Source organism: Chryseobacterium phosphatilyticum (assembly GCF_002899825.2).
GTDB lineage: Bacteria > Bacteroidota > Bacteroidia > Flavobacteriales > Weeksellaceae > Chryseobacterium > Chryseobacterium phosphatilyticum.
In genome coordinates this window covers 407,100-429,287 of record NZ_PPED02000002.1, presented here as the reverse complement: position 1 = coordinate 429,287, position 22,188 = coordinate 407,100, and the positions used below count along the sequence as shown (strand labels likewise).

Below are 22,188 nucleotides of genomic sequence, written 5' to 3'. Positions count from 1 at the left end.
AAACTGTTCTACATAAAAATAAAATGAAAAGACAACTACTTTCTTTAGGTCTTCTATTGATCGCTGTTTCAGCAAGTTCACAGCTAAAAAACGTTGAAGCAGACACTATCAGAACTCAAACGATTGAAGACATCAATCTTCACAAAACGGGAAATCCGAATCAGGCGAGACCATTATCTACAAAGTCTAGTCTGACCGTAATGGAAACTCCTCAGCCTATTGCAATTGTTACTCATGAGATCATTGAACAACAACAGGCAAAGCAGCTCAGTGATGTTCTTCAGAATGTAAACGGAATGTATATTACTTCATCCAGAGGAAATTCTCAGGACAGCTTTGGGGGGCGTGGTTTTATTTTGGGAAATGATAATATTTTCAAGAATGGATCAAGAATAAACAGTGGTGTTTTCCCTGAAGTAAGTGGTTTAGAAAGAGTAGAAGTTTTAAAAGGAGCCAACGCAATGCTTTACGGAAATACAGCTGCCGGTGGTATTATTAACATGATTACGAAAAAGCCTAAATTCAATTTTGGCGGAAGTATAGGACTAAATGGCGGAAGCTGGAATTCTTATAAACCAACTGTTGATATTTATGGTCCTTTATCTAAAAATATTGCTTTCAGAGTAAACGGAGCTTATGAATATGCTGAAAGTTTCAGAGATGTTGTGCAGTCTGAAAAATATTACTTTAATCCTTCATTCTTATTTAATTTAAGTGAGAAATCTCAATTAATTGTTGAGGCAGATTATCTTAAAAATAATTTTACTCCGGATTTCGGACTTGGGTCCATTACTGAAAGAGACCAAAGTTACAGATTAAATGATGGTTTTTCCAGAAACGTTTTCTTTGGAACTGACTGGCAATATCAAAACGTACAGCAAGCTTCTACAAATGTAACTTTTAATCATCAATTTAATGAAAGATGGTCTTTAAATGCTACAGCTTCATACCAAAACTATACGAAAGATTATTTTTCTTCTGAAAGAGTTCAATGGGGCTACAGCTCACCTACTGCTACAAGACTTTCATGGAACAGACCTTTTGGTAAAACATACAATGAACAAAATTATACTTCTGCGCAAGTAAACATCAATGGTGAATTTAATACCGGAAAAATCAACCATAAGGTTTTGATTGGTTCAGATGCAGATTACAGCCAGGCGGATGCCTATGCTTATAATGTTACAGATCCAAAAAATACGCTATATTTAGATGATCCTTCAACATGGGCAAGTATTAGCATGCCCAATTCTACCCTTAATACAAGAAACAGAATCAATACAAGAAGAATTGGGATCTATGCACAAGATTTTATCAGCTTAACGAAACAACTTAAGGTAATTGCCGGATTAAGATGGTCTTATGTAGAAAATATGCCTACGTTAACAACTCGTTTTGCAACTAATGAAAAATTTGAAGTAGCAAATTCTTCAACTTCGGATAATGCATTTTCCCCAAAAGTAGGGTTGGTCTATGCTCCTAATGAAAACCTTTCGGTTTTTGCAACGTATACCAATTCGTTTGCTTCAAATGCAGGATATACTTCAGATCAATTCAATACAGTAAACACTAATCAAACGGTTCCGCAAATTCAGAATCAGTTGCTTACTTTATCAAGACAAAGCATAAAACCATCAACAGTTGATCAATATGAAATTGGTATTAAAAAAAATTTCTGGAACAATGCTTTAGCGGTTAACCTAACAGCTTACCAGATTATGTACAACAATTATTATCAAACATATTGGTTCATTCCTACAACTACACCCAATGCAGTACCTGTAAATTCAACAGATACAAACCTTAAAGAATTTGCTGGAAATATGAGAAGCCGTGGTGTGGAATTAGACATTACGGGAAATCCGACAGAAAACTTATCTATCATCGGAGGTTTCTCTTATAATAATTCTGTTTACCTTGATACTCCGGAAAAGGGATATATTGAAAAACAAAGACTGGTAAGAACACCAGCTACAACAGCAAACGCTTCCGTTTTTTATAAATTTACAAACTATGTAAAAGGTTTAAAAATCGGAGCGGGAATTTACTACATCGGAGACAGAATAGCAGGGTGGAATGATACAAAATCTACAAACACAAGTAGAAATAACGTGAGTAGAATGTTTGATCTCAAAGACTACACAACTGTTTCTGTATCTGTTGGCTACGAGTGGAAGAAATTTTCTATTCAGGGAAGAGTGGGTAACCTATTTGATGTGGTCAACTACAATGTTCATGAAAATTATTCAGTGAATCCTATCACTCCGAGAAACTACTATTTCACACTGACATACAGACTCTAGAGTTCTTTTTATAATAATTCTTTCATTAAAAGTGGAAATTGCATTTTTGCAGTTTCCACTTTTAAAATTTAAAAAACAAAACAAAAACAATATGGATAAGATTAAAGACACGAGAAGTTTCATGAGAATCACACACCGTTATCTGGGCTATTTTCTGGCAGGTATTATGGCTGTGTATGCATTAAGTGGAATTCTTCTGGTGTACAGAGACACTGATTTTTTGAAAAACGAAAAAAAGTATGAAAAAACCATTGCTAAAGATCTTACTGAAAAGCAGTTGAAAAAAGAACTGAAGATGAAGGGTCTCGAAGTAGAAAAAACGGAAGGGAGTGTTCTTTATTTCAAAAAGGGAACTTATGATGCAGCAACAGGGAAGGCACAATATTCTAAAATGGAGCTCCCATTTGTATTGGATAAAATGGTTTCTCTTCACAAATCACAGTCTAAGGATGCTATTTCTCCTCTAAGTGTATTCTTCGGGGTAGCTCTTTTCTTCTTTGTTATTTCCAGTTTTTGGATGTTTAACCCTAAAACTAAAGCTTTCAAACGTGGAATTAAGTTTACCATAGTCGGTTTGATTATTTCACTTATTCTTTTATTTGTTTAAAAAATTAAAGTATAAGATATAAGTTGTGAATATTTTACTAATAATTGAAAGTGAATTGATAAGTTTACAGGTCAACAAAGCAAAAACTCCATTCATTTACCTTTCAATAATTTCACTTCATTATTCATTTGCCTTTTATGACTTTTATATATTATTGTGAGATTACTAATAATAATGTTAAAAAACCACTAATTAAATGACACCAATTATTAACACTTTTTCTGAAAAATTGTCTAAAATTAAGAGTCTGGCACATTTATTGTTTTTTCTATAATTCGTGAATAATAAACATTTAATTATTAAAATAATAAATTATGAAAAGACTTATTTTAACAGGGATATTAGCCGTAGCAGGTTTAACAGCAACTGCAAACGCTCAGATTCAGAAAGGTAATTGGATGGTAGGTGGTAACCTTGCAGGCGCCAACTTCGGTTTAAACAAAGGAGGTGGTTATGATTTCAATATTCAGCCAAAAGGAGCTTACTTTATTGAAGACAATATTGCTATTGGGGGTTATGTGGATTTAGGTTTTAAAGGAGCTAAGGATGCACCCACTACTTTCACGTATAACGTAGGAGCATTAGGTCGTTACTATCTTAATCCTGGTGAACAAGGAGTAAACAATCTATTACACCACGGAAGATGGTTCCTAGAAGGTAATTTAGGGGTTGGAGGAACGTCAATTTCTAAAGGAGGATCTTCTTCGAACGGACTTAACTTTGGATTCGGTCCTGGTTATTCATACTTCATTACTCCAAACATTGGATTAGAAGGTTTAGTTAAATATGATGCTAACGCAGGATTCGGAAGCGGTGGATACACTAACAAAATTACTTTTGGTTTAGGATTCCAGATTTATCTTCCAACGTCTAAAGGAAAGCAAATCATCAACGACGTTAAGTAATTACTGAATACTTATAAAAATTGAAATCGCCTCGAAAATTTTTCGAGGCGATTTTCGTACAAATTAAAACTAAACTATAAAAAATCAAATAAATAAATTATATATTGGGTTGGGGAGTATATCGTAAATAAGGTTTTACTTCCGTCACGCCTTTTGGAAATATCTTCCTGGCATACTCTGTAGAAATATTGAGTGGTACAATCACTTCGTCACCATTCTCCCAGTTCACCGGAGTCGCAATCGTATGTTTATCTACCAATTGCAAGGAATCCAGCACTCTCAATATCTCATTGAAATTCCGGCCTGTGGAAGCAGGATAGGTAATAATCAATCTTACTTTCTTTGCAGGATCAATAATTAACAAGGAACGAACTGTAGCGGTTACTGAAGCATTAGGATGAATAAAATCATATAATTCAGAAACTTTCCTATCTTTATCTGCAATTATAGGAAAGAGTACCGTTGTATTCTGAGTCTCATTAATATCTTTAATCCAGTTTTGATGGTCTTCTACTCCATCCACACTTAATGCAATTACTTTTGTATCTCTTTGAATAAATTCAGACCGCAACTTAGCGGTATATCCAAGCTCTGTCGTGCAAACCGGTGTATAATCTGCAGGGTGCGAAAATAAAATTCCCCAGGAATCTCCAAGGTAATCATGAAAGTTGATCTCCCCTAAAGAGGTGTCTGCCTGAAAATTGGGTGCTGTATCTCCTAGTTTAATTGACATAATACTTTGCATTTGTTAGTCTACAAATTTAGTAGACTTTTTGATACTGGCAAAATTTTTGATGAAAATTTATATATTTATTTAAAAAAAAATAATCATGCAGAAAACCGGGCTCAGCTATGTAGACCTTGTTTATAAGGTATTGGAAAGCTGGTATGTGACATTTGCCGAACTTACCCCGAAACTAATTGTCGGAATTTTAGTATTTACTTTTTTTCTTATCACCAGTAAATACTTAAGTATTGTCGCCGTAAAACTCTTTCACAAATTTTTCCCCAAAAGCCAAAAAGAAAGCTCTTTGGTTACTTTAATAAGTATATTCAGATTCCTCATTATGCTGATGGGGACCTTTATTTCCCTTGAAATTATGGGTTTCAGCGGATTTCTTTGGAAGTTTATCGGAAGTTTAGGAGTTGCCGGGGTTATTGCTGGGGTTGCTCTAAAAGATCTTGTTTCCAGCATCTTTTCAGGAATGCTTATTGGAATTGATAAGGCATTTAAGGTGGGAGATTACATTACTATCGGAGCTCATTCGGGAACAGTACAGGAAATCGGTTTTCTTACTACAAAAATCCTTACGGACGATGGGAAAAAGGCCTACATCCCTAATCAGGTAGTCTTCAATGCCCCATTCTATAACATCACCGCTTCTCCGCAACGCAGGATTATTTTAAATTTTGAAATTCCTGCAGACGAAGATATCAGCAAAGCTCAAAAAGGGATTCTGGATGTTGTCAAAAATCTCGATAATGTGGATAAACTAGATACTGTGGAAGTAATCTTCACTGATCTGAAACAAGGTTCATTCAATCTTCAGGTCAAATTCTGGATTAAGATCGGAGCTAATCTGGCTCAGGTAAGAAGTAAAGCCTATTTAGGTATTAAAGAACGTTTTGATGCTGATAAAATTCAGCTGGTAACCCCTACGAGCATCAGTATTACCAGCGGCGAGAGTAATTTACAGGAAAGCCATCAGGATAAGTAACAAAAACCTATATAAATAAAGAACACCTCAAACTGAGGTGGTTTTTATGGTGACCAATAAAACCTAACAGGTTTTTGAAACCTGTTAGGATTACAATAGTACATTTCCGCTGAAGTTATTACAAAACTGTGCCCTTCATGTACCAACAAAAAAACCGTTCCAAAAAATGAAACGGTTTCTTTATTTATCTGAAAATTTCAGCTTACGCTAAAACTTCTTTTACTTTGTTTGCAGCTTCTTCTAAAGTGATTGCAGAGTGTACCGGAAGACCAGACTCGTCAATTAATTTTTTAGCTTCTACAGCATTAGTTCCCTGTAATCTTACGATCAATGGAACCGGAAGGCTACCCATAGCTTTGTAAGCATCTACAACCCCTTGAGCAACTCTGTCACATCTTACGATACCTCCGAAGATGTTAATCAAAATAGCTTTTACGTTTGGATCTCTTAAGATGATTCCGAAAGCAGTCTGTACTCTCTGAGCATCAGCTGTACCACCTACGTCAAGGAAGTTAGCAGGGTTACCACCAGATAATTTGATGATATCCATAGTTGCCATTGCAAGACCAGCTCCGTTTACCATACAAGCAACGTTACCATCCAGTTTTACGAAGTTAAGACCAGCTTCACCAGCTTCAACATCCATTGGATCTTCTTCTCTTGTATCTCTAAGTTCAGCTAAATCTTTGTGACGGAACAACGAGTTGTCATCCAAAGTTACTTTAGCATCTACCGCAATGATCTTGTTGTCAGAAGTCTTTAATACCGGGTTGATTTCAAAAAGAGAAGCATCAATTCCTGTATAAGCATTGTAAAGAGATGAAATAAATTTCACAAATTCTTTGAAAGCATTTCCTTCAAGACCTAGGTTGAAAGCAATTTTTCTAGCCTGGAATCCTTGAAGACCAATAGCTGGATCAATCAATTCGTTGTGGATCAAATGAGGAGTTACTTCTGCAACGTGCTCAATGTCCATACCCCCTTCAGTAGAATATACGATCGTATTTTTCCCTTCAGCTCTATCTAAAAGAATAGAAACATAAAATTCTTTAGTTTCAGATTCTCCAGGATAATAAACATCTTCTGCAACCAAAACAGAGTGTACTTTTTTACCTTCAGCAGAAGTTTGTGGAGTTACCAACTGCATTCCGATGATATTCTGAGCGTTTTCTTTAAGTTTGTCCATATTTGGAGAAAACTTAACACCCCCACCTTTACCACGTCCACCTGCGTGAATCTGTGCTTTTACAACCCAAGCCTGTGCTCCGGTTTCAGCAGTCAATTTTTCAGCAGCTGCTACAGCTTCATCTACGTTGTTTGCAACGAAACCACGTTGGATAGCTACTCCGTACTTTGATAAAATCTCTTTTGATTGATACTCGTGAAGATTCATATTATTTTTATTATTTTATTTAAAAATTTAAAGGTTGACAAATTTACTAAAAAGACATGGAAGTTCAAGTTTATTGACCTAAAATTTAAAGTCCAACTGACTTGATTTTTAACATATCATTCAATTTATCCTTATTCTTCCGCTAATTTCTCAGATTGAGATCCGATAAACGGAATTCTAGGAGCCAGAAAATATCCTGTCAGACTGGCAAATAATATCGGCACAAAATAGGTAAATCCTGTGAGTGTTCCCAAAATAATCGTTGTACTCATTGGTGTTCTGGTTACACAGGCATTGATGGCTGCCATACAGCTTACAATCGCCAACGTATTATCTACAGAAGGAAATAGATTATGAATAATTAATCCAAGAGTTGTTCCTACAAAAAACAGCGGGATAATAAATCCTCCTCTCCATCCTGAAGTCACTGTAATGGCAATCGCCAATATTTTAAAAACAAGAATAAGAATCAGGAAGTTTAATCCAAAGTTTCCACCAATCAGCTGATTGATTTCGTTATGGCCAAAGTATCTTGTAATCGGGAAATTGTAGGCAATTACCCCTAAAATAATTCCCCCAACAAGAGTTTTGATATAGATCGGAAAATTCCTGTATTCAAAAACTGTTTTGAAGAATTTGACGACAAAAATAAAAATCCATCCAAAGAAAGTTCCCACCACTCCAAATAGAGTTGCATATAAAAAATCGTACACTCCTGTATAATGGTAAGCCTTCAGATCCCAGGTTGCCCCGATTCCCAAATGGATAATCAATGCAAACATCAGGTAACTGAAGCAGCTCGCCACCAAAGCCGGAATAATGGCTTTATAATATTCAACGGCATGTTTATGGTGCAGGATTTCCAGAGAGAAAAGACTCCCTCCGAGGGGAGCACCAAATAATGCCGTAAAACCTGAGGCCATCCCTGCAATACTGAGGGAACGCAGTTCTTCTCCTTTCAGTCTGAAAATTTTTCCCAGATATGTACCTGTGGAACCTGTTACCTGAACCAAGGGAGCTTCCGGGCCTAAACTTCCTCCTGAAGCCACACAAAAAAGTGAGGATAAAATCATGGAAGGATTGTTCTTCGGTTCCAGTTTTCCTTTATTAAATCTGATGTTGTTTACGATAAGATGAATTTCTCCCGGATCGCCGATAAAGTGAATCACCAGACCCGCCAGCAAACCACAGATGGCCATCGTAGGAATCACCTGCCATCCCTGAAATTCAGCAAGAAATTCTGTAAAATGTTCCAAAACAATCCAGTATCCGCCAGCAATAATACCACCTACCAGACCTGTAATGGCCCACATAAAAAAAGTACGGCTGAATACAAACGGGTTGAATCTGATAGGCTGATCTAAAAGATTAAATGTTCGTATTAATCGTCTTCTTCTGTTAATTTTCATTGTTAGATCTTATTTTTAGCAAAATAAAGAATAAGCATTCCCCAGCTTAAGATCATCATCAGACCTCCAAGTGGCGTGATAGGTCCCAGAAATTTTAGATTCATTCCCAGGTAATCCTGCATACTCAGGAAGTAGATACTCACTGAGAATAATAATGTTCCCGCAATCATCAAAATGGAAGTCCATCTCTCGGCAGAAGTTTCAAATTTTAAGATATATCCGATGATCAGCAGGAAAAAAGCTGCATACATCTGATATCTTACCCCTGTTTCAAAACTTTCCAGTCTTTCCACGGCTAATATTTTCTTTAAAGCGTGTGCTCCGAAAGCACCAAGGATTACAGAAACCATTCCGTAAACTGCTCCAAAAATTAAAGTAATTGTTTTCATTTTATAACTCTTCTAATTCTAGGGTTAATTTCTTTTTTGTTTTAACATCTTCCCAGGTTCCGGTAATTTTGGTCCCGCTCATTTCCGCTTCTACGAGAGCTCTTTGAATCCATTGACTTTTGGCATCATCATATTGGTCATTTTCAATAATGGAAATATGGTTGCCTTTCATCTGCCCATCCCATTTGATCAGTTTTTTGCTTTTATCATACCAATATTCAGCATTAAAAGAACTGACCCCGGATTTATCTTCAGCGGGATAGAAACGGGTGATAAGAACAGTAATCGGATATTTACCATCTATTTTTCCTTTATACAACTTATTTCTAAAACTCGTTGCATTAATTTGCCCGGAGCCGGAAACCAGATTTTTAGCATAAGGACTCCAGTGTTTATCAAGATCTTTGTAAGGAATTTCAATTACATGACTATCCAGTTCATCCAGGGCCCGGCTTGCATGATTAGAACATCTTCCTGCTACAAAGGTTAATTTATCTTTTCCGAAAAAGTATCTGAGATACTCCAAAGTATGATCTGTAAAACAGCCTTCATAAATACCGATCTGACTCTCAACCTCTTCCGTTGGATCTTTTTCGGCTTTCAACTTGATAAGAAAATCAGAAATTCTTTTTTTTACTCCTTTCTGAATGATTCCTTCAACAATTTTTGCTGAATTGGGTTGAAATAAATCTTCAGCATTAATAAAATTTCCGGTTCTCAAATCAAAATTCTTCCAGACCGCGAAATTTTCAGGATAAGCTCCTGAAGCCTCGCCATCCATGCCAATTGTCAAAATATTTTTAGGTGTTTCAATCTTTTCCCAACTGTTAAAATAGATATAATTGGAATAAGAAGTCGTTCCGGTAGATATCAGCTTGGAAGGGCTTACCGATGACCCCGGAATATACTCAAGCTCGTTCACCTGAAGAAAAGTATTAATCTTGTTTTCTACATTGGGATGATCCGGATAGGAGATAACCGGAAACACAAAATCTTCGGTTTTGGGTGGCAAATCACCAACTTTCACATTTTTTTGTTGTGAAAAACTGAGTCCGGAAATCAACAGGAAAAATACAATACTCTTTTTCACTATTTTGATTTTAAATACATTAAAATAAACTTAGCTACCAACGTAGAAATTCCTAGTATGATAAACATATTGGCAAATCTCTTGGAACTTCTGAATCCTTCGTTATTGGTTTTCTTTAAAAAGAATCCAAAAAGAAGGAATACAATGGGCAAAATGATCTGTAACATTAGTTTCCTCTCATTCTGTTAAACTCGTTAATCACCTCATGATGACTAACCGTCTTATCTTTGAAGTATGCTACAAAGTGTTGCTTTTCTTCTTCAGTCGCTCCCAACTGATTTAAAATATTTAATAGGTGCATTTTCATGTGCCCTTTCTGGATACCCGTTGTTACCAGGGAACGTAAAGCTCCGAAATTCTGAGCAAGTCCTGAAACGGCCAGAATACTCATCAATTCCTGCGCTGAAGGTTTTCCAAGAAGAGCTAAAGAGAATTTTACCAAAGGGTGAAGATTCGTTAATCCCCCTACGACTCCCACAGAAATAGGAAGATCGATCCAGAATCTGAAAACTCCGTTATCTGTGGTGCAATGTGTCAATGATCTGTATTTTCCGTCTCGTGCTGCATAGGCATGTGCACAGGCTTCCGTAGCTCTGAAGTCATTTCCGGTGGCAATTACAACTGCATCTACTCCATTCATAACGCCTTTGTTGTGAGTTGTTGCCCGGTAAGGTTCAATTTCAGCAATGGTTACAGCCTGTTTAAATTTGGAGGCAAATTCTTCAGGAGAAATCCCACTGTCATCTTTTAAGTCTTCCATTTTACAGGAAACCTCAGCTCTTACGATACAATCAGGAGTGAAGTTGGAAAGAATATTCATTACGATCTGCAACGAGTTTTTCTCTTCCTGAGTAAAATCTTCACTCGTGGCTACTTCCTGTCTCAATGTTTTTCCAAACTGCTCAAGACATGAGTTGATAAAGTTGGCTCCCATGGAATCTACTGTATCAAAACTGGCTTTCAACTGGTAGTAATTTGGCATTTCTGCAGTCTTATCAACCAGGCTGATATTTAAAATACCACCGCCACGTTTTCTCATATTCGAGGTAATATCTTCTGTAGTTTCCAGCAATTTTTTCTTTAAACTGAAATTAAAGAAATGCAATAATTTATGGGGCTCAACATTGAAAATAAAATGGGTATGTCCTAATTTTTCAGTATTGATAATGGTTGTTTTAAAGCCTCCCTTGTCTATCCAGAATTTTGCAGCTTTAGAAGCCGCTGCCACCACTGAACTTTCTTCAACAGCCATTGGAAGTGCCAATAATTTCCCATCAATTAAAAAGTTCGGAGCAATTCCATACGGCATATAAAAATTGGAGATGGTGTTTTCAGAAAACTCATCGTGAAGTTTCTGCAGATCTGCATCATCGTTCCAATATTGTTTTAATATATTTTGGTATTCCTGATTTCCTTCAAGATATTCGTTTACGAGCCAGTCGATTTTCCCCTGCTTTGGAAGCTTGGAAAACCCTTCGATTGGTTTATGATTCATATATAGATATTTTATTTTTTCAAAGATTATATACAATCGCGTCGTTTTCTTCGTATTTGTGCCTGCAAATCATGGCGATTTCATCATATAAACTTTAATGAGCCGTAAATATAATGATTTTGAGACTCTTTTTTGTTGATAACTTCTATGAAAAAAGTTTGACATTTATCAATTTTGGAACTAAATTTGAACAAAATATAAAATAAATTACGATACAAATAATATCAAACATTTTACGCTATGAACTTTGAACGTCTTAAAGAAAAACTCGAAATCCTTGCAGACGCAGCAAAGTATGATGTCTCATGTTCTTCAAGCGGTGGCACGAGGAAGAATAAAAAAGGGGCTTTAGGGGATAGTTCTGTAAGCGGGATCTGCCATACTTATACAGAGGACGGGAGGTGTGTTTCTTTGCTTAAAATTCTACTGACCAATCATTGCATTTATGATTGTGCCTATTGTGTATCGAGAAGTTCAAATGATATCAAAAGAGCTGCTTTTACTGTTGAGGAAGTGGTAGATCTTACCATCAATTTTTATCGTAGAAATTATATTGAAGGCTTATTTTTAAGTTCAGGAATTTTCAAAAATGCAGACACTACCATGGAGCGGCTGGTGCGGGTAGCCAAAAAACTTCGACAGGAAGAAAATTTTAATGGGTATATTCACCTGAAGTCGATTCCCGGAGCGAGTGATGAGCTGATGCAGGAAGCTGCTTTATACGCAGACCGTTTATCTGTGAACCTTGAAATTCCTACCGAAAGCGGATTAAAGTTACTGGCGCCTGAGAAAAACAGGGAGGATATGCTGAGTCCGATGCGTTACATTCAAAAAGGAATCAGCCAATACGAAGATGAAAAGAAAATTTTAAAGAAAGTTCCCAAGTTTGCTCCGGCAGGGCAGTCTACCCAGATGATTGTGGGAGCTACCAATGAAAATGATCTACAAATTATCAAAGTCGCTGATCACTTCTATAAAAATTTCAATCTGAAAAGGGTTTATTATTCAGGATACGTTCCGGTTTTGGAGGATAAACGACTTCCTTCATTAACCACGGAAGTTCCGATGCTCCGTGAAAACAGGTTGTATCAGTCGGATTGGCTGATGAGATTTTATGGTTTTAAGGCAGAGGAAATTTTAGATCCTCACATGCCTTTTCTTGATCTCGAAGTAGATCCGAAATTAAGCTGGGCACTACGACATCTGGATCAGTTTCCGGTGAATATCCAAACTGCGGATTATCAGATGATTTTAAGAATTCCGGGAATTGGTGTAAAATCTGCACAAAAGATCATCAGTGCAAGACGTTTTCAGATTTTAAGCATTGATCATTTAAAACAATTGGGAGCAGCCGTAAACCGGGCAAAATATTTTATTGATTTTACTGCTGGAAATGCTTATTTACGCTATTTAACAGATAAAAATTTCAGAAAACTACTGGTAGGAGGAAGTTCTTCAAAGTTTCATAATCAGTTCTCACAACAATTGAGTTTATTTTAAATGTAAGCACAAAAAAGACAGTACAACAATTTTTTAAGCTAGACCAATGACTACCCTACTTTACGATGGAAGCTTTGACGGCCTTTTCACAGCGATATTTGAAGTTTTCGAATACCGTTTTCGGGATGTGGAAATTGTGAGGAAGGGAAAGTTTCATCAGGAAAATATTTTTGCTGAAATTCATGAGGTCATTACCCAGTCTGAAAAATCGGAAAGAGTTTTAAATAAACTGGAACAAATCATTGGAAAAAGGGGAATCCATCAGCTTCTGAAAGTTTTTTTATCTGAAGATCCGGAATTGGAAAAACTTACCATATCTGTAGTGAAAAAGTCGCTAAAACATCCTGAAATAAACATTCTTGAAAACTTTGCAGATTCAGATATTTTAAAAATTTCACAAATCTGCAAGTCAGTGGACCGGGAACGGCATAGAATGACGGCTTTTGTCCGTTTTGAAAAAATGCAGGACAATATTTTCTTCTCCAAGATAGATCCTGATTTTAATGTTTTGCCTTTAATCAGGAAACATTTTAAGGATCGTTATCAGGATCAGAAATGGATGATCTATGACCTGCGCAGAAATTACGGAATTCTCTATGACCTTGAGAACTGTGATTTTTTTTATCCTGACAGACCACTGGATCTGAATCATTATCAACAGAAATTTCATGATGAAGAAAAAAAATATCAGGTATTGTGGCAGCGGTACTTTACCAAAACAAATATTGTTGAGAGGAAAAATATAAAACTTCATGTTCAGCATGTTCCCAAACGATATTGGAAATATCTGACGGAGAAATGGTAGCTTTTATCCCTCGAAGACTTACACTGACGATTATGAAAACAGACATTCGCAATTATTTTTTATAAGTAAATTGAGGAAAGACGGGGAAAATCACCACTTTGTGGATAACTTTTTCCTTGTCAGTCAGAACCATACCTTCAAAAAATGCTTCTGCCACAACGATTACACAATACACTAATTACCATATAATTATCATATTCCACAATCAACATTCCCATATTGTGGATAACTTTCTTCAACGAATTAAATATTTCAAACCTTCGCAAAACATGATCACAAGGGATATTCGTAAAATATTAATTCCCAGAATTATATATTAAAAGACTTTCCAAAATATGAGATTGTGGATAACTTTTTTATTCCCTCAGATGACACAGATTGGCCCAGATGATTTTTAAAAATCATCAACTGAAATCTCAACAAATATTTTTTGATACCATTTTATGAACTCCAACTAACACCGATTTTTATTTTGAATTTCGTGAATGAACTTGAAAACTCATATTGTGGATAACTTTTTTCCATTGCCGATGTATTGAAATTGCAGGAAGTAGCTTGTATAGAAGTTCCCATATAAAACTAATTATCAAACATTTATAATCCACATGATTTAACAACTTGATATTGTGGATAACTTTTTCTATAATCAAACACCAATATTATAGTATACAAACTCCCGTCAATAAGACTTTATATAACAATCTCACTGGCAGAAAACTATATGGAAAAACAATTCTAAAAAATGAAAATGTGGATAACTTTATTTACGGATGGTTCGTAAAGCTTTTTTAACAATGTACTTTGTTTCTTTCGTTGGACTCTCACGAAGCCATTCATCACAAATTTCTATGACAAATTCAGGTTGTGACTTACTGGCGTCATTCAGCCAGTTTCCCACACTATCCTGTACATATCGCGACGGATCTGCTCGTAGAGGCTCTAAAATTTCCAATCCCAATCCGGGGTTTTGTTTTAATTCGGCAATATGTTCACACCAAACGCCCCGCGGTCGGGTAGATTCACTGGCAAAGCGCCGCACATACTCGTTTTCGTGAGTTGTCCATTTCGATAAAACAGATATCGTCTCGGAAAGATTTTTTGCAATATCAGAGCGTACAGTCATCCAACAAATTTCTCTTACACCAAAATGCTGATCTGAAGCGAAGTCTTGCATTCTCTGCAACCTTTCTTTAAGACTTAATTTGTTGTTTTTTCCGATTATATACGCAGCCCAACAACGAACCAGATCTGATTTGTGAACAGAAAGAGTTGACACCCATTCTTCATCCTTATTTTTAATAACCTGATCCAGCAGACCGATTCCTATCGCCTCATTAACGGTATTGACAGTTTGCTTTTTCAACTCCATTACTTTTTTTAAAACAGGTTTCAGATACCCTGCTCGATGATGCTGATGAAGTAAATTCTCCAGCAACAACTTCTGATCTACTGCCAGCCATTCTGTAAGATTGGCAGTTTCAATTTCACCATTGTTTAATTGATGTAAAATTTCTGTTGATATATCCTTTATAGAACAGGCTCCTTTCCTCTTTTCGATCATAATGCTTGTATTAATTCTTCGACATTTACTCGATTCATGTAATTTACATCTAAAAATTTATAGGTAATCGCATTATTTTTGTCTACCACAAAAACAGCAGGAACCGGTAATGTATTTTCTTCATTTTGATTACAATCAGAAAGATTGATCCCCAGGTTTTGGTAGTGAGGGAGTACAAAATTCTGTAATTGAAAGACAATTCCCAGCTTTTTGGCATATTCATTATTCTTGTCGGTTAGTATCTCAAACTCTAAGTTATTTTTTTCTATCATACTTAAAGAATGATCAGGACGTTGGGGAGAAATAGCAACCAGGACGGCATCTTTATTTCTGATTTCTGAAAGATGATCTTGTAAAAATTTCAATTCCAGGTTACAGTAAGGACACCAGCTACCTCTGTAAAAAGCCATAACCATTTTTTTATTTTTAAGGATATCCTCAGAAAGGATGGTCTTTCCCAAAGCATTAGGTAAAGCAAATCCCGGCATCAAATCACCAACTTGAATACTGTTTTCCTCTATATTTTTTGTCCTTATATCTTTAATTGATTGTCCAAAGACTTCGAAAACCTCCTGTGGAAGTTGTGAAAAGAGTTCATGATTCAACTGATCAATTTGTGTAGCCAGGCTGTTCATTGTTTTTTATTTATTATTTTTACAAAGGTGCGAAAGCCTTTAGAAACAGGCAATACCGCATATTTTTCGCCCATAGGGATAAAAAAGTCAATTTTATGGAAACAAAGGGAAGAGCTGAAGAAAATAAAATCTGTCCATTGGAAGTTGCAGTGAATACCATCAGTGGAAAATGGAAAATTCCTATTGTCTGGCAGATTAATGAAGGGAAAAAACGCCCTAGTGAATTTCTGCGTGGGATTGCTAAAGTAGACCGGAGAGTTCTTAACCAACAGCTTACTGAAATGGTAGAAGACGGTATTCTGGAGAAACAGTCATTTAACGAATTACCTCCCAGAGTTGAATATACCTTGACGGAGCTTGGGGAAAAACTGGTTAAGGTTCTGTGGCAGTTGAATAACTGGGGAAAGTTGTTGATTCCTGATCAGGAAAATACAGAATAACTAATAATTTTTGATCATTTAATCTCATAAATCAGGCTGATTATACAGATTTTCATCATTGATGAAATCCTGACGTCTACTGCACCTGTATTATCATACAAAAATCCCATATTTGTAGTGGCTTCAAAAAAACTAACCATGAAAAAAATTATTTCGGGACTTCTTATTACCAGTATTATTACGGGATGTATTAAAGAGAAAACCTCATCTTATAAGGATTTACAGAAAACTAAGGATTTAGTTCAGAGAAATGTGGTTTCTATTCATAAAGATAAAAATACCATTAAAGACAGATTTTCTGCACCTCAAGGGTATGAATGGGTTGATGAAAAGCAGGATTCTTTTGGATATTTTATTGAGAATTTCAAACTAAAACCCTACGGAAGCCAGATTCTGAGGTATGATGGCCTTCCTATTTCGACTCAACACCTTCATGAGGCTGTCTTTGATATTGATACCGGAAATAAAGATCTGCAGCAATGTGCCGATGCGGTCATTCACCTGAGAGCTGAATACTTGTATAAAATTAAAAGATCAGATGATATCAAATTTCATTTTACGAGCGGTGATCTGCTTAGTTGGAATGATTATAAAAATGGCACCAGAGCCTTTGTGAATGGCAACTCTGTAAGTTTCAGAAAAACTGTGGGCTTTGATGATTCTTATGGAAATTTCAGAAATTATCTGGATCTGATCTTTAATTATGCAGGAACTATTTCTTTGAACAAGGAAACCCAACCCGTGACAAAAAATTCAGATCTAAAAACAGGTGATATTCTGATTACTCCGGGAAGCCCGGGTCATGTCGTGTTCATTGCAGGAGTATGTGCCAACACGAAAGGTGAAAGATTATTTTTATTGGGCGAAGGTTTCACTCCGGCGCAGTCTATTCACGTACTATCCAACCCGTTCAATAAAAACATTTCTCCCTGGTACAACATCGATGTCAGTGCTCAGGAAACTCAAACTGCCCGTTATATTTTTAAACCTACAAATTTCAGAAGCTTTTAATTATTTATATTCAAAACAATTAGAAAGTTACTGCTATAATCTGAACTTGTTTTTGTAAATTTGTGTTCGTAATTTTTTTACTAGATGAAAGAAAGTGCTGTAAAAAAGATTGCAGTTCTTACTTCAGGAGGAGACTCCCCGGGTATGAATGCTGCATTAAGAGCGGTAGTAAGAACTGCCAACTACTATAATATCGAATGCTATGGTGTAAGGGAAGGCTACAATGGCCTTATCAACAATGATTTCCTTAAAATGGGAGCCCGTTCCGTTAAAAATATAATCAACCAGGGTGGAACGATTCTAAAGTCTGCCAGATCTGCTGAATTCAGAACTAAGGAAGGCCGTCAACAAGCATATGACAACTGTGTAAAGCTTGGAATAGACGGATTGGTATGTATTGGTGGAGACGGAACATTTACCGGTGCAAAAATATTCAATGAAGAATTCGGAATCAGAGTAATCGGGGTACCGGGAACAATCGATAATGATATCTTTGGGACTGATAATACAATTGGATACGACACCGCGTTGAATACCGCAATGGATGCCATTGATAAAATCCGAGACACGGCAACTTCGCATAACAGAGTTTTCTTTGTGGAAGTAATGGGGCGTGATGCAGGTTTTATTGCGTTGAACAGTGGATTGGCAACTGGAGCTTTGGATATTTTAATTCCTGAGAAAAAAGACAGTATTGATGAGCTTTTCGCAAAATTCAGAGATGCTGAAAAAACAGGAAAAGCATCAAGCATTGTGGTTGTCGCCGAAGGTGAAAAATTAGCCAATGTATATGAACTTGCAGAAAAAACAAAGCTTACATTCCCTGATTATGATATTCGTGTAGCCATTTTGGGACATATGCAAAGAGGAGGATCTCCAAGTTGTGCAGACAGAGTCCTGGCAAGCAGGTTAGGCTATGGCGCTGTAACGGGATTAATGGAAGGACAAACCAATGTAATGGCAGGAATGCGTTCTAATGATTTAACGTATACTCCTATAGAAGAGGCCATTAAAAAACATAATGAAATCAATGAAGATCTTTTACTGATTTCAAAAATTTTAGCAATCTAATTATTTTTATAATCTAATAAAAACAAAGTATTATGTCAACAATTAAAGTAGGTATCAACGGTTTTGGTAGAATTGGACGTCTTGTTTTCAGAGCAATGACTGAAAGAGACAACATTGAAGTTGTAGGAATCAATGACCTGATCAATGCAGAATACATGGCTTACATGTTAAAATATGACTCTGTACACGGGATTTTCCCAGGTGAGGTTTCTGTAGAAGGAAATGACCTTGTGGTAAACGGAAAAAGAATCAGAGTAACTGCAGAGAGAGATCCTAACAACCTAAAGTGGAACGAAATCGGTGCAGACTATATCGTAGAATCTACAGGTCTTTTCTTATCTAAAGATACAGCTCAGGCTCACATCAATGCGGGTGCAAAGAAAGTAATTCTTTCTGCTCCTTCTAAAGATGATACTCCAATGTTTGTAATGGGGGTAAACCATAAGGAACTTACTGATGATATCAAAATTTTATCAAACGCTTCTTGTACTACCAACTGTTTAGCTCCTTTGGCTAAAGTGATTCATGATAAATTTGGAATCGTAGAAGGTTTAATGACAACTGTACACGCTACAACAGCAACTCAAAAAACTGTTGACGGTCCTTCAGTAAAAGACTGGAGAGGTGGTAGAGCTGCTCTGAACAACATCATTCCTTCTTCTACAGGTGCTGCTAAAGCGGTAGGAAAAGTAATTCCTTCATTAAACGGAAAGTTAACAGGTATGTCTTTCAGAGTACCTACAGTAGACGTTTCTGTAGTTGACCTTACTGTAAGATTAGAAAAAGCTACTTCTTACGATGAGATCTGTGCTGCCATTAAAGAAGCTTCTGAAGGTGAATTGAAAGGTATTTTAGGATATACTGAAGATGCAGTAGTATCTCAGGACTTCGTAGGAGATAAGAGAACTTCTATCTTCGACAAAGATGCCGGTATCATGCTTTCTCCTAACTTCGTAAAACTTGTTTCGTGGTATGACAACGAAATGGGTTATTCAAACAAGTTAGTTGATATGCTTGTACACGCTGCTTCTTTATAATAAACAATCAGCAATGAATCATATGAAACCTTCCCGATGGGAAGGTTTTTTTGTTACCTATAATTAATAATGCTTATTTGCTCATTATAACCTACTTATTGAGTTGCTTTAAATAGTTTGATATTTGTTCAAAATTATCTTTAAATTTTTGAGAAAAACCAATTTTAACATTTTCCACTATCTGGTATAGTCCCCCATCTTTTAAGTCATTTAAACGCTTTTGCAGCTCTCCAATATCAGAAAATGGCTTTTGAATGGGGATACTTATAATCTAATACTTATGGGCCTGACAAATCTCACCCTAAGATTTCGGTGTAAAACTTGTATTTTTATATACAATGGAACAAACAATGATACAACCCCGGTTTAAAGATGCTCCACATTTCAGAGACTTCTGGGAAAAAGGCAATGGCAAGCAGCTGATTGAATTTTCCGGAGCTGAAGTGAGTTTTAAAGATTTTGAAAAATTTTCATCTTTCTTTTATCATGTAGACGAAACGGGTGACCAGGTTGTAAAAGATGTTTATTTTACCCAAAAATTTCAAGAAGCTTCAAGAGAAATAGAAGGATATATCCGAAATGGAGTTTCTCAGAAAGACACTGTTCCTGAAAGTGTAAAAAAATTATTCTTACAAACACAAAATATTCCTGATTGGTTAGATTACAACCTATTAAAAAGTGGTGCCGAGCTATGCATGAGAAGCAATCTGGATTCCCTGATTTCACTAAGAGATTATTGCCTGATTGGAGGATATGATTATGCCTATCTCAACAAGCCTCTCGTTGCTACGGAAGCTTTAAAAAAAGGAGCTGTAAAGCGTCTTTCTGAAACATTGGATTTCTGGGTAAATGCTACCCGTTATAACGCATTGGAAATTCATGCAAAAGGATATGAGTTTGCTATAAAAACCCGCTTGATTCATTCCTACGCAAGGCTTTCCATCAAAAGACATTATAAAGAATGGGACACAGAAAATTGGGGAGAGCCAATCAATTCCTGGGACATGATGGCAACGTACATTGGCTTCAGCTTAGTTTTTCTTCATAGTCTTCAAAAATTAGGAAATACTTTTTCTAAAGAGGAAGAGCAAGGGATCTTCCATTTATGGAAGTACGTAGGTTATTTACTTGGAATTCCTGAACAACTTCTGCCTGACGATAAGAAAGAAGCGACAGAATATTTTTATTTATGGACTTCTGTTCAGCCGCCTTCTGATAAAGATTCTGTACTTCTGGCTCATTCTTTATTGAATGAATCATTAGAAAATCCCATCTTGAAATTTGAATTTCAAAGAAAAAATTTAAGGTATCTCCATATTTGCTGTACCTGGTTCCTGTTGGATGATGAAGTTTGTAAAAGATTACAAATTCCTGAGGTTCCCAATAAAAAGCTATTTCCAAATTCAAAGATCCTTTTTAATAGAATATATGACAGCTTAGTAAGCCGCGATGCCAGAATAAAAAGGGGAAATAAAGACCAGATGAAAGTATTGGAAGATTATCTGAACATCACCAAAAATTCAAATTTTCATTAAAGCCTTCTTTTTCAGGGAAGCAAGAAAGTTAGAAGTTACATTTGTTCATTTTCATTAAAGTTAACCGAAGAAAGTTTACTGCTTCTTAAATTCCAGATCAGATACAATAAGAATACAATAAGCCAGACACCAATGACAGCAATGAGGAAAATTTCCCTGATGGAAGGATGAAAATAATTCGGTTTGTAGAACAATCGGTCAAGGGTTGCAAATTTCTCTTTTAAGCTATTTCTTTCGTGTGTATTCCGTATTGCATTCAGAGGCTCCTGCCGATGATCCCGATAATAAAAAACGTCTTGAGTCAAGTCTTTTGGAACAATCTGCGTTTCTATATTGTATTTTTTGAAAAGAATATCAAGCTTCTGAAATGAATAAAGCAGTGAATCCTGGCTATATGAGTAAAGCAAATTGTACCTTTTTACAGCATTTTCATACTGTTGCTGCCGTTCGGGAACTTTATGTAATGGAAAGAACAAAAGCTTGTTTTCAAGAAAAATACACATCTTCTCATCATATTCAGGATGTACTTCTATTCCTTGAAATATAATTTCGGTACTATCCCCTATCTCCTTCTTAGAAATAATTCTTTTTTCCAGCTCCCCGTCATCAAGCCCAAGAATATCAAGCACCGATCTTGCTTTATTATTTATTTTTTTATGATCGGTACTCAGCATTGTCAGGGTATCAATACTGTAATACCTGGATTCTGTTGAGGAATACTCCTTAGTATTACCCAGATCGTAATACACCGTATCTCTCAGTTCAATTACAGGGTAAGGTTTGGGATATAAAATATTTTTGGGATTAAACAGTTTTTCTGAACTGTAGGAAGTATAATTGTATAAAAAAGGCTGTAAGACATTCAACAGCATCTTATCTTTATTAAGATCCTTTTCAGGCAATTCAGTTCGTAGTTTTGCATTGAATCCTAAACTGTAACTAACAAAAAAAGTCAGGGACAAAAAAGACACTAACAGAAGTATCAGACCCATTCCCAATTTTTTTGAAAATCCATTTTTGTTTCCGGAATGATTTCTAAGAAGGAAAATAACAAAGAAAAACAAAAAAAAGCCGGAAACGAAAAAGTGTGAAATGGAGACATCATCGTAAAACTTGAATCTGTAAAATTCTGTATATATATTAATGTCCTTAAGACCTTTAAACTTTATATATCCGTAAATAAAGTAAGCCAAATGTATGGCAGCTAATACAGCAAAAGATTTAATCAGAAATAGTTTTAATTTTTTGTCCATATTATGATCTTAAAAACAATGTTTTAAGATA

At 35.9% G+C, this 22,188-nt stretch carries 21 protein-coding genes; 11 read left to right on the top strand and 10 right to left on the bottom strand.

Features of this window, described 5'->3' with window-relative positions; translation table 11 throughout:
- The first annotated feature begins 23 nt into the window (after positions 1-23).
- The 3 genes from C1631_RS09025 to C1631_RS09015 all read left to right on the top strand — a co-directional run bounded on the left by C1631_RS09025 (position 24) and on the right by C1631_RS09015 (position 3,815).
- Entirely contained in the window at positions 24-2,303 is a 2,280-nt protein-coding gene (locus C1631_RS09025) for a TonB-dependent siderophore receptor (protein WP_109711767.1), read from the top strand.
- Between the two features lie 91 nt (positions 2,304-2,394).
- Positions 2,395-2,910, top strand: coding sequence for a hypothetical protein (locus tag C1631_RS09020; protein WP_103248362.1), 516 nt, complete (start codon positions 2,395-2,397; stop codon positions 2,908-2,910).
- A 314-nt stretch (positions 2,911-3,224) separates the two neighbouring features.
- The gene (locus C1631_RS09015; RefSeq protein ID WP_109711765.1) at positions 3,225-3,815 is read left to right on the top strand and encodes an outer membrane beta-barrel protein; all 591 of its coding nucleotides are present in this window, start codon (positions 3,225-3,227) and stop codon (positions 3,813-3,815) included.
- A gap of 97 nt (positions 3,816-3,912) precedes the next feature.
- Here the strand turns inward: C1631_RS09015 and C1631_RS09010 are convergent, their stop codons facing one another.
- Positions 3,913-4,548, bottom strand: a complete 636-nt coding sequence (locus tag C1631_RS09010) for a peroxiredoxin (protein WP_109711763.1) — start codon at positions 4,546-4,548, stop codon at positions 3,913-3,915.
- Positions 4,549-4,645: 97 nt separating this feature from the next.
- Here C1631_RS09010 and C1631_RS09005 point away from each other — a divergent pair, with 97 nt between their 5' ends.
- Entirely contained in the window at positions 4,646-5,533 is an 888-nt protein-coding gene (locus C1631_RS09005; protein WP_109711761.1) for a mechanosensitive ion channel family protein, read from the top strand.
- Positions 5,534-5,735: 202 nt separating this feature from the next.
- Here the strand turns inward: C1631_RS09005 and sucC are convergent, their stop codons facing one another.
- The 6 genes from sucC to C1631_RS08980 all read right to left on the bottom strand — a co-directional run bounded on the left by sucC (position 5,736) and on the right by C1631_RS08980 (position 11,309).
- Entirely contained in the window at positions 5,736-6,926 is a 1,191-nt protein-coding gene (gene sucC, locus C1631_RS09000; protein ID WP_034694875.1) for an ADP-forming succinate--CoA ligase subunit beta, read from the bottom strand.
- A gap of 131 nt (positions 6,927-7,057) precedes the next feature.
- Positions 7,058-8,335, bottom strand: coding sequence for a chloride channel protein (locus C1631_RS08995; protein ID WP_109711759.1), 1,278 nt, complete (start codon positions 8,333-8,335; stop codon positions 7,058-7,060).
- 2 nt (positions 8,336-8,337) lie between these two features.
- A complete protein-coding gene (locus C1631_RS08990) occupies positions 8,338-8,724 on the bottom strand; it encodes a DUF423 domain-containing protein (RefSeq protein ID WP_103249944.1) in 387 nt (128 codons plus the stop codon).
- Between the two features lies 1 nt (position 8,725).
- Positions 8,726-9,814, bottom strand: a complete 1,089-nt coding sequence (locus C1631_RS08985) for a hypothetical protein (RefSeq protein WP_109711757.1) — start codon at positions 9,812-9,814, stop codon at positions 8,726-8,728.
- Positions 9,814-9,981, bottom strand: a complete 168-nt coding sequence (locus C1631_RS24000) for a hypothetical protein (protein WP_165828264.1) — start codon at positions 9,979-9,981, stop codon at positions 9,814-9,816. The genes C1631_RS08985 and C1631_RS24000 overlap by 1 nt, the downstream gene beginning before the upstream one ends.
- Entirely contained in the window at positions 9,981-11,309 is a 1,329-nt protein-coding gene (locus C1631_RS08980; RefSeq protein ID WP_109711754.1) for a hydroxymethylglutaryl-CoA reductase, degradative, read from the bottom strand. The genes C1631_RS24000 and C1631_RS08980 overlap by 1 nt, the downstream gene beginning before the upstream one ends.
- A 240-nt stretch (positions 11,310-11,549) precedes the next feature.
- Here C1631_RS08980 and C1631_RS08975 point away from each other — a divergent pair, with 240 nt between their 5' ends.
- Both C1631_RS08975 and C1631_RS08970 read left to right on the top strand, forming a co-directional pair.
- Positions 11,550-12,809: a putative DNA modification/repair radical SAM protein gene (locus C1631_RS08975; protein WP_109711752.1), complete on the top strand. Its 1,260-nt coding sequence runs from the start codon at positions 11,550-11,552 to the stop codon at positions 12,807-12,809.
- 46 nt (positions 12,810-12,855) lie between these two features.
- Positions 12,856-13,614, top strand: coding sequence for a TIGR03915 family putative DNA repair protein (locus C1631_RS08970; protein WP_109711750.1), 759 nt, complete (start codon positions 12,856-12,858; stop codon positions 13,612-13,614).
- Between the two features lie 760 nt (positions 13,615-14,374).
- On the opposite strand, the gene C1631_RS08965 is transcribed toward C1631_RS08970, so the two are convergent.
- Entirely contained in the window at positions 14,375-15,172 is a 798-nt protein-coding gene (locus tag C1631_RS08965) for a DNA alkylation repair protein (RefSeq protein WP_438502070.1), read from the bottom strand.
- Positions 15,172-15,810, bottom strand: coding sequence for a peroxiredoxin-like family protein (locus C1631_RS08960; protein ID WP_109711746.1), 639 nt, complete (start codon positions 15,808-15,810; stop codon positions 15,172-15,174). The genes C1631_RS08965 and C1631_RS08960 overlap by 1 nt, the downstream gene beginning before the upstream one ends.
- A 95-nt stretch (positions 15,811-15,905) precedes the next feature.
- Between C1631_RS08960 and C1631_RS08955 the strand changes: the two genes are divergently transcribed.
- The 5 genes from C1631_RS08955 (at position 15,906) to C1631_RS08935 (ending at position 20,904) form a co-directional block, all read left to right on the top strand.
- Entirely contained in the window at positions 15,906-16,250 is a 345-nt protein-coding gene (locus C1631_RS08955; RefSeq protein WP_103248428.1) for a winged helix-turn-helix transcriptional regulator, read from the top strand.
- Positions 16,251-16,388: 138 nt separating this feature from the next.
- Complete coding sequence (locus C1631_RS08950; RefSeq protein ID WP_103248427.1) at positions 16,389-17,261, top strand: DUF4846 domain-containing protein; 873 nt, start codon at positions 16,389-16,391, stop codon at positions 17,259-17,261.
- An 84-nt stretch (positions 17,262-17,345) separates the two neighbouring features.
- On the top strand, positions 17,346-18,332 hold the full coding sequence (gene pfkA / locus C1631_RS08945) for a 6-phosphofructokinase (protein ID WP_103248426.1): 987 nt from the start codon (positions 17,346-17,348) through the stop codon (positions 18,330-18,332).
- A gap of 32 nt (positions 18,333-18,364) precedes the next feature.
- Positions 18,365-19,369, top strand: coding sequence for a type I glyceraldehyde-3-phosphate dehydrogenase (gene gap, locus C1631_RS08940; RefSeq protein ID WP_027373765.1), 1,005 nt, complete (start codon positions 18,365-18,367; stop codon positions 19,367-19,369).
- Positions 19,370-19,707: 338 nt separating this feature from the next.
- Positions 19,708-20,904, top strand: a complete 1,197-nt coding sequence (locus C1631_RS08935; protein ID WP_228441139.1) for an oxygenase MpaB family protein — start codon at positions 19,708-19,710, stop codon at positions 20,902-20,904.
- 35 nt (positions 20,905-20,939) lie between these two features.
- Here the strand turns inward: C1631_RS08935 and C1631_RS08930 are convergent, their stop codons facing one another.
- On the bottom strand, positions 20,940-22,157 hold the full coding sequence (locus C1631_RS08930; RefSeq protein ID WP_109711744.1) for a hypothetical protein: 1,218 nt from the start codon (positions 22,155-22,157) through the stop codon (positions 20,940-20,942).
- Between the last annotated feature and the right edge of the window lie 31 nt (positions 22,158-22,188).

Bases quoted from the DNA above. Each gene is read 5' to 3' on its own strand.
- C1631_RS09020 (WP_103248362.1), top strand. From the start codon at position 2,395: ATGGATAAGATTAAAGACACGAGAAGTTTCATGAGAATCACACACCGT.
- C1631_RS09010 (WP_109711763.1), bottom strand. From the start codon at position 4,548: ATGTCAATTAAACTAGGAGATACAGCACCCAATTTTCAGGCAGACACC.
- C1631_RS09005 (WP_109711761.1), top strand. From the start codon at position 4,646: ATGCAGAAAACCGGGCTCAGCTATGTAGACCTTGTTTATAAGGTATTG.
- C1631_RS09025 (WP_109711767.1), top strand. From the start codon at position 24: ATGAAAAGACAACTACTTTCTTTAGGTCTTCTATTGATCGCTGTTTCA.
- C1631_RS08950 (WP_103248427.1), top strand. From the start codon at position 16,389: ATGAAAAAAATTATTTCGGGACTTCTTATTACCAGTATTATTACGGGA.
- C1631_RS08970 (WP_109711750.1), top strand. From the start codon at position 12,856: ATGACTACCCTACTTTACGATGGAAGCTTTGACGGCCTTTTCACAGCG.
- C1631_RS24000 (WP_165828264.1), bottom strand. From the start codon at position 9,981: ATGTTACAGATCATTTTGCCCATTGTATTCCTTCTTTTTGGATTCTTT.
- C1631_RS08990 (WP_103249944.1), bottom strand. From the start codon at position 8,724: ATGAAAACAATTACTTTAATTTTTGGAGCAGTTTACGGAATGGTTTCT.
- C1631_RS08930 (WP_109711744.1), bottom strand. From the start codon at position 22,157: ATGGACAAAAAATTAAAACTATTTCTGATTAAATCTTTTGCTGTATTA.
- C1631_RS08975 (WP_109711752.1), top strand. From the start codon at position 11,550: ATGAACTTTGAACGTCTTAAAGAAAAACTCGAAATCCTTGCAGACGCA.
- gap (WP_027373765.1), top strand. From the start codon at position 18,365: ATGTCAACAATTAAAGTAGGTATCAACGGTTTTGGTAGAATTGGACGT.
- sucC (WP_034694875.1), bottom strand. From the start codon at position 6,926: ATGAATCTTCACGAGTATCAATCAAAAGAGATTTTATCAAAGTACGGA.
- pfkA (WP_103248426.1), top strand. From the start codon at position 17,346: ATGAAAGAAAGTGCTGTAAAAAAGATTGCAGTTCTTACTTCAGGAGGA.
- C1631_RS08955 (WP_103248428.1), top strand. From the start codon at position 15,906: ATGGAAACAAAGGGAAGAGCTGAAGAAAATAAAATCTGTCCATTGGAA.
- C1631_RS08980 (WP_109711754.1), bottom strand. From the start codon at position 11,309: ATGAATCATAAACCAATCGAAGGGTTTTCCAAGCTTCCAAAGCAGGGG.
- C1631_RS08960 (WP_109711746.1), bottom strand. From the start codon at position 15,810: ATGAACAGCCTGGCTACACAAATTGATCAGTTGAATCATGAACTCTTT.
- C1631_RS08995 (WP_109711759.1), bottom strand. From the start codon at position 8,335: ATGAAAATTAACAGAAGAAGACGATTAATACGAACATTTAATCTTTTA.
- C1631_RS08935 (WP_228441139.1), top strand. From the start codon at position 19,708: ATGGAACAAACAATGATACAACCCCGGTTTAAAGATGCTCCACATTTC.
- C1631_RS09015 (WP_109711765.1), top strand. From the start codon at position 3,225: ATGAAAAGACTTATTTTAACAGGGATATTAGCCGTAGCAGGTTTAACA.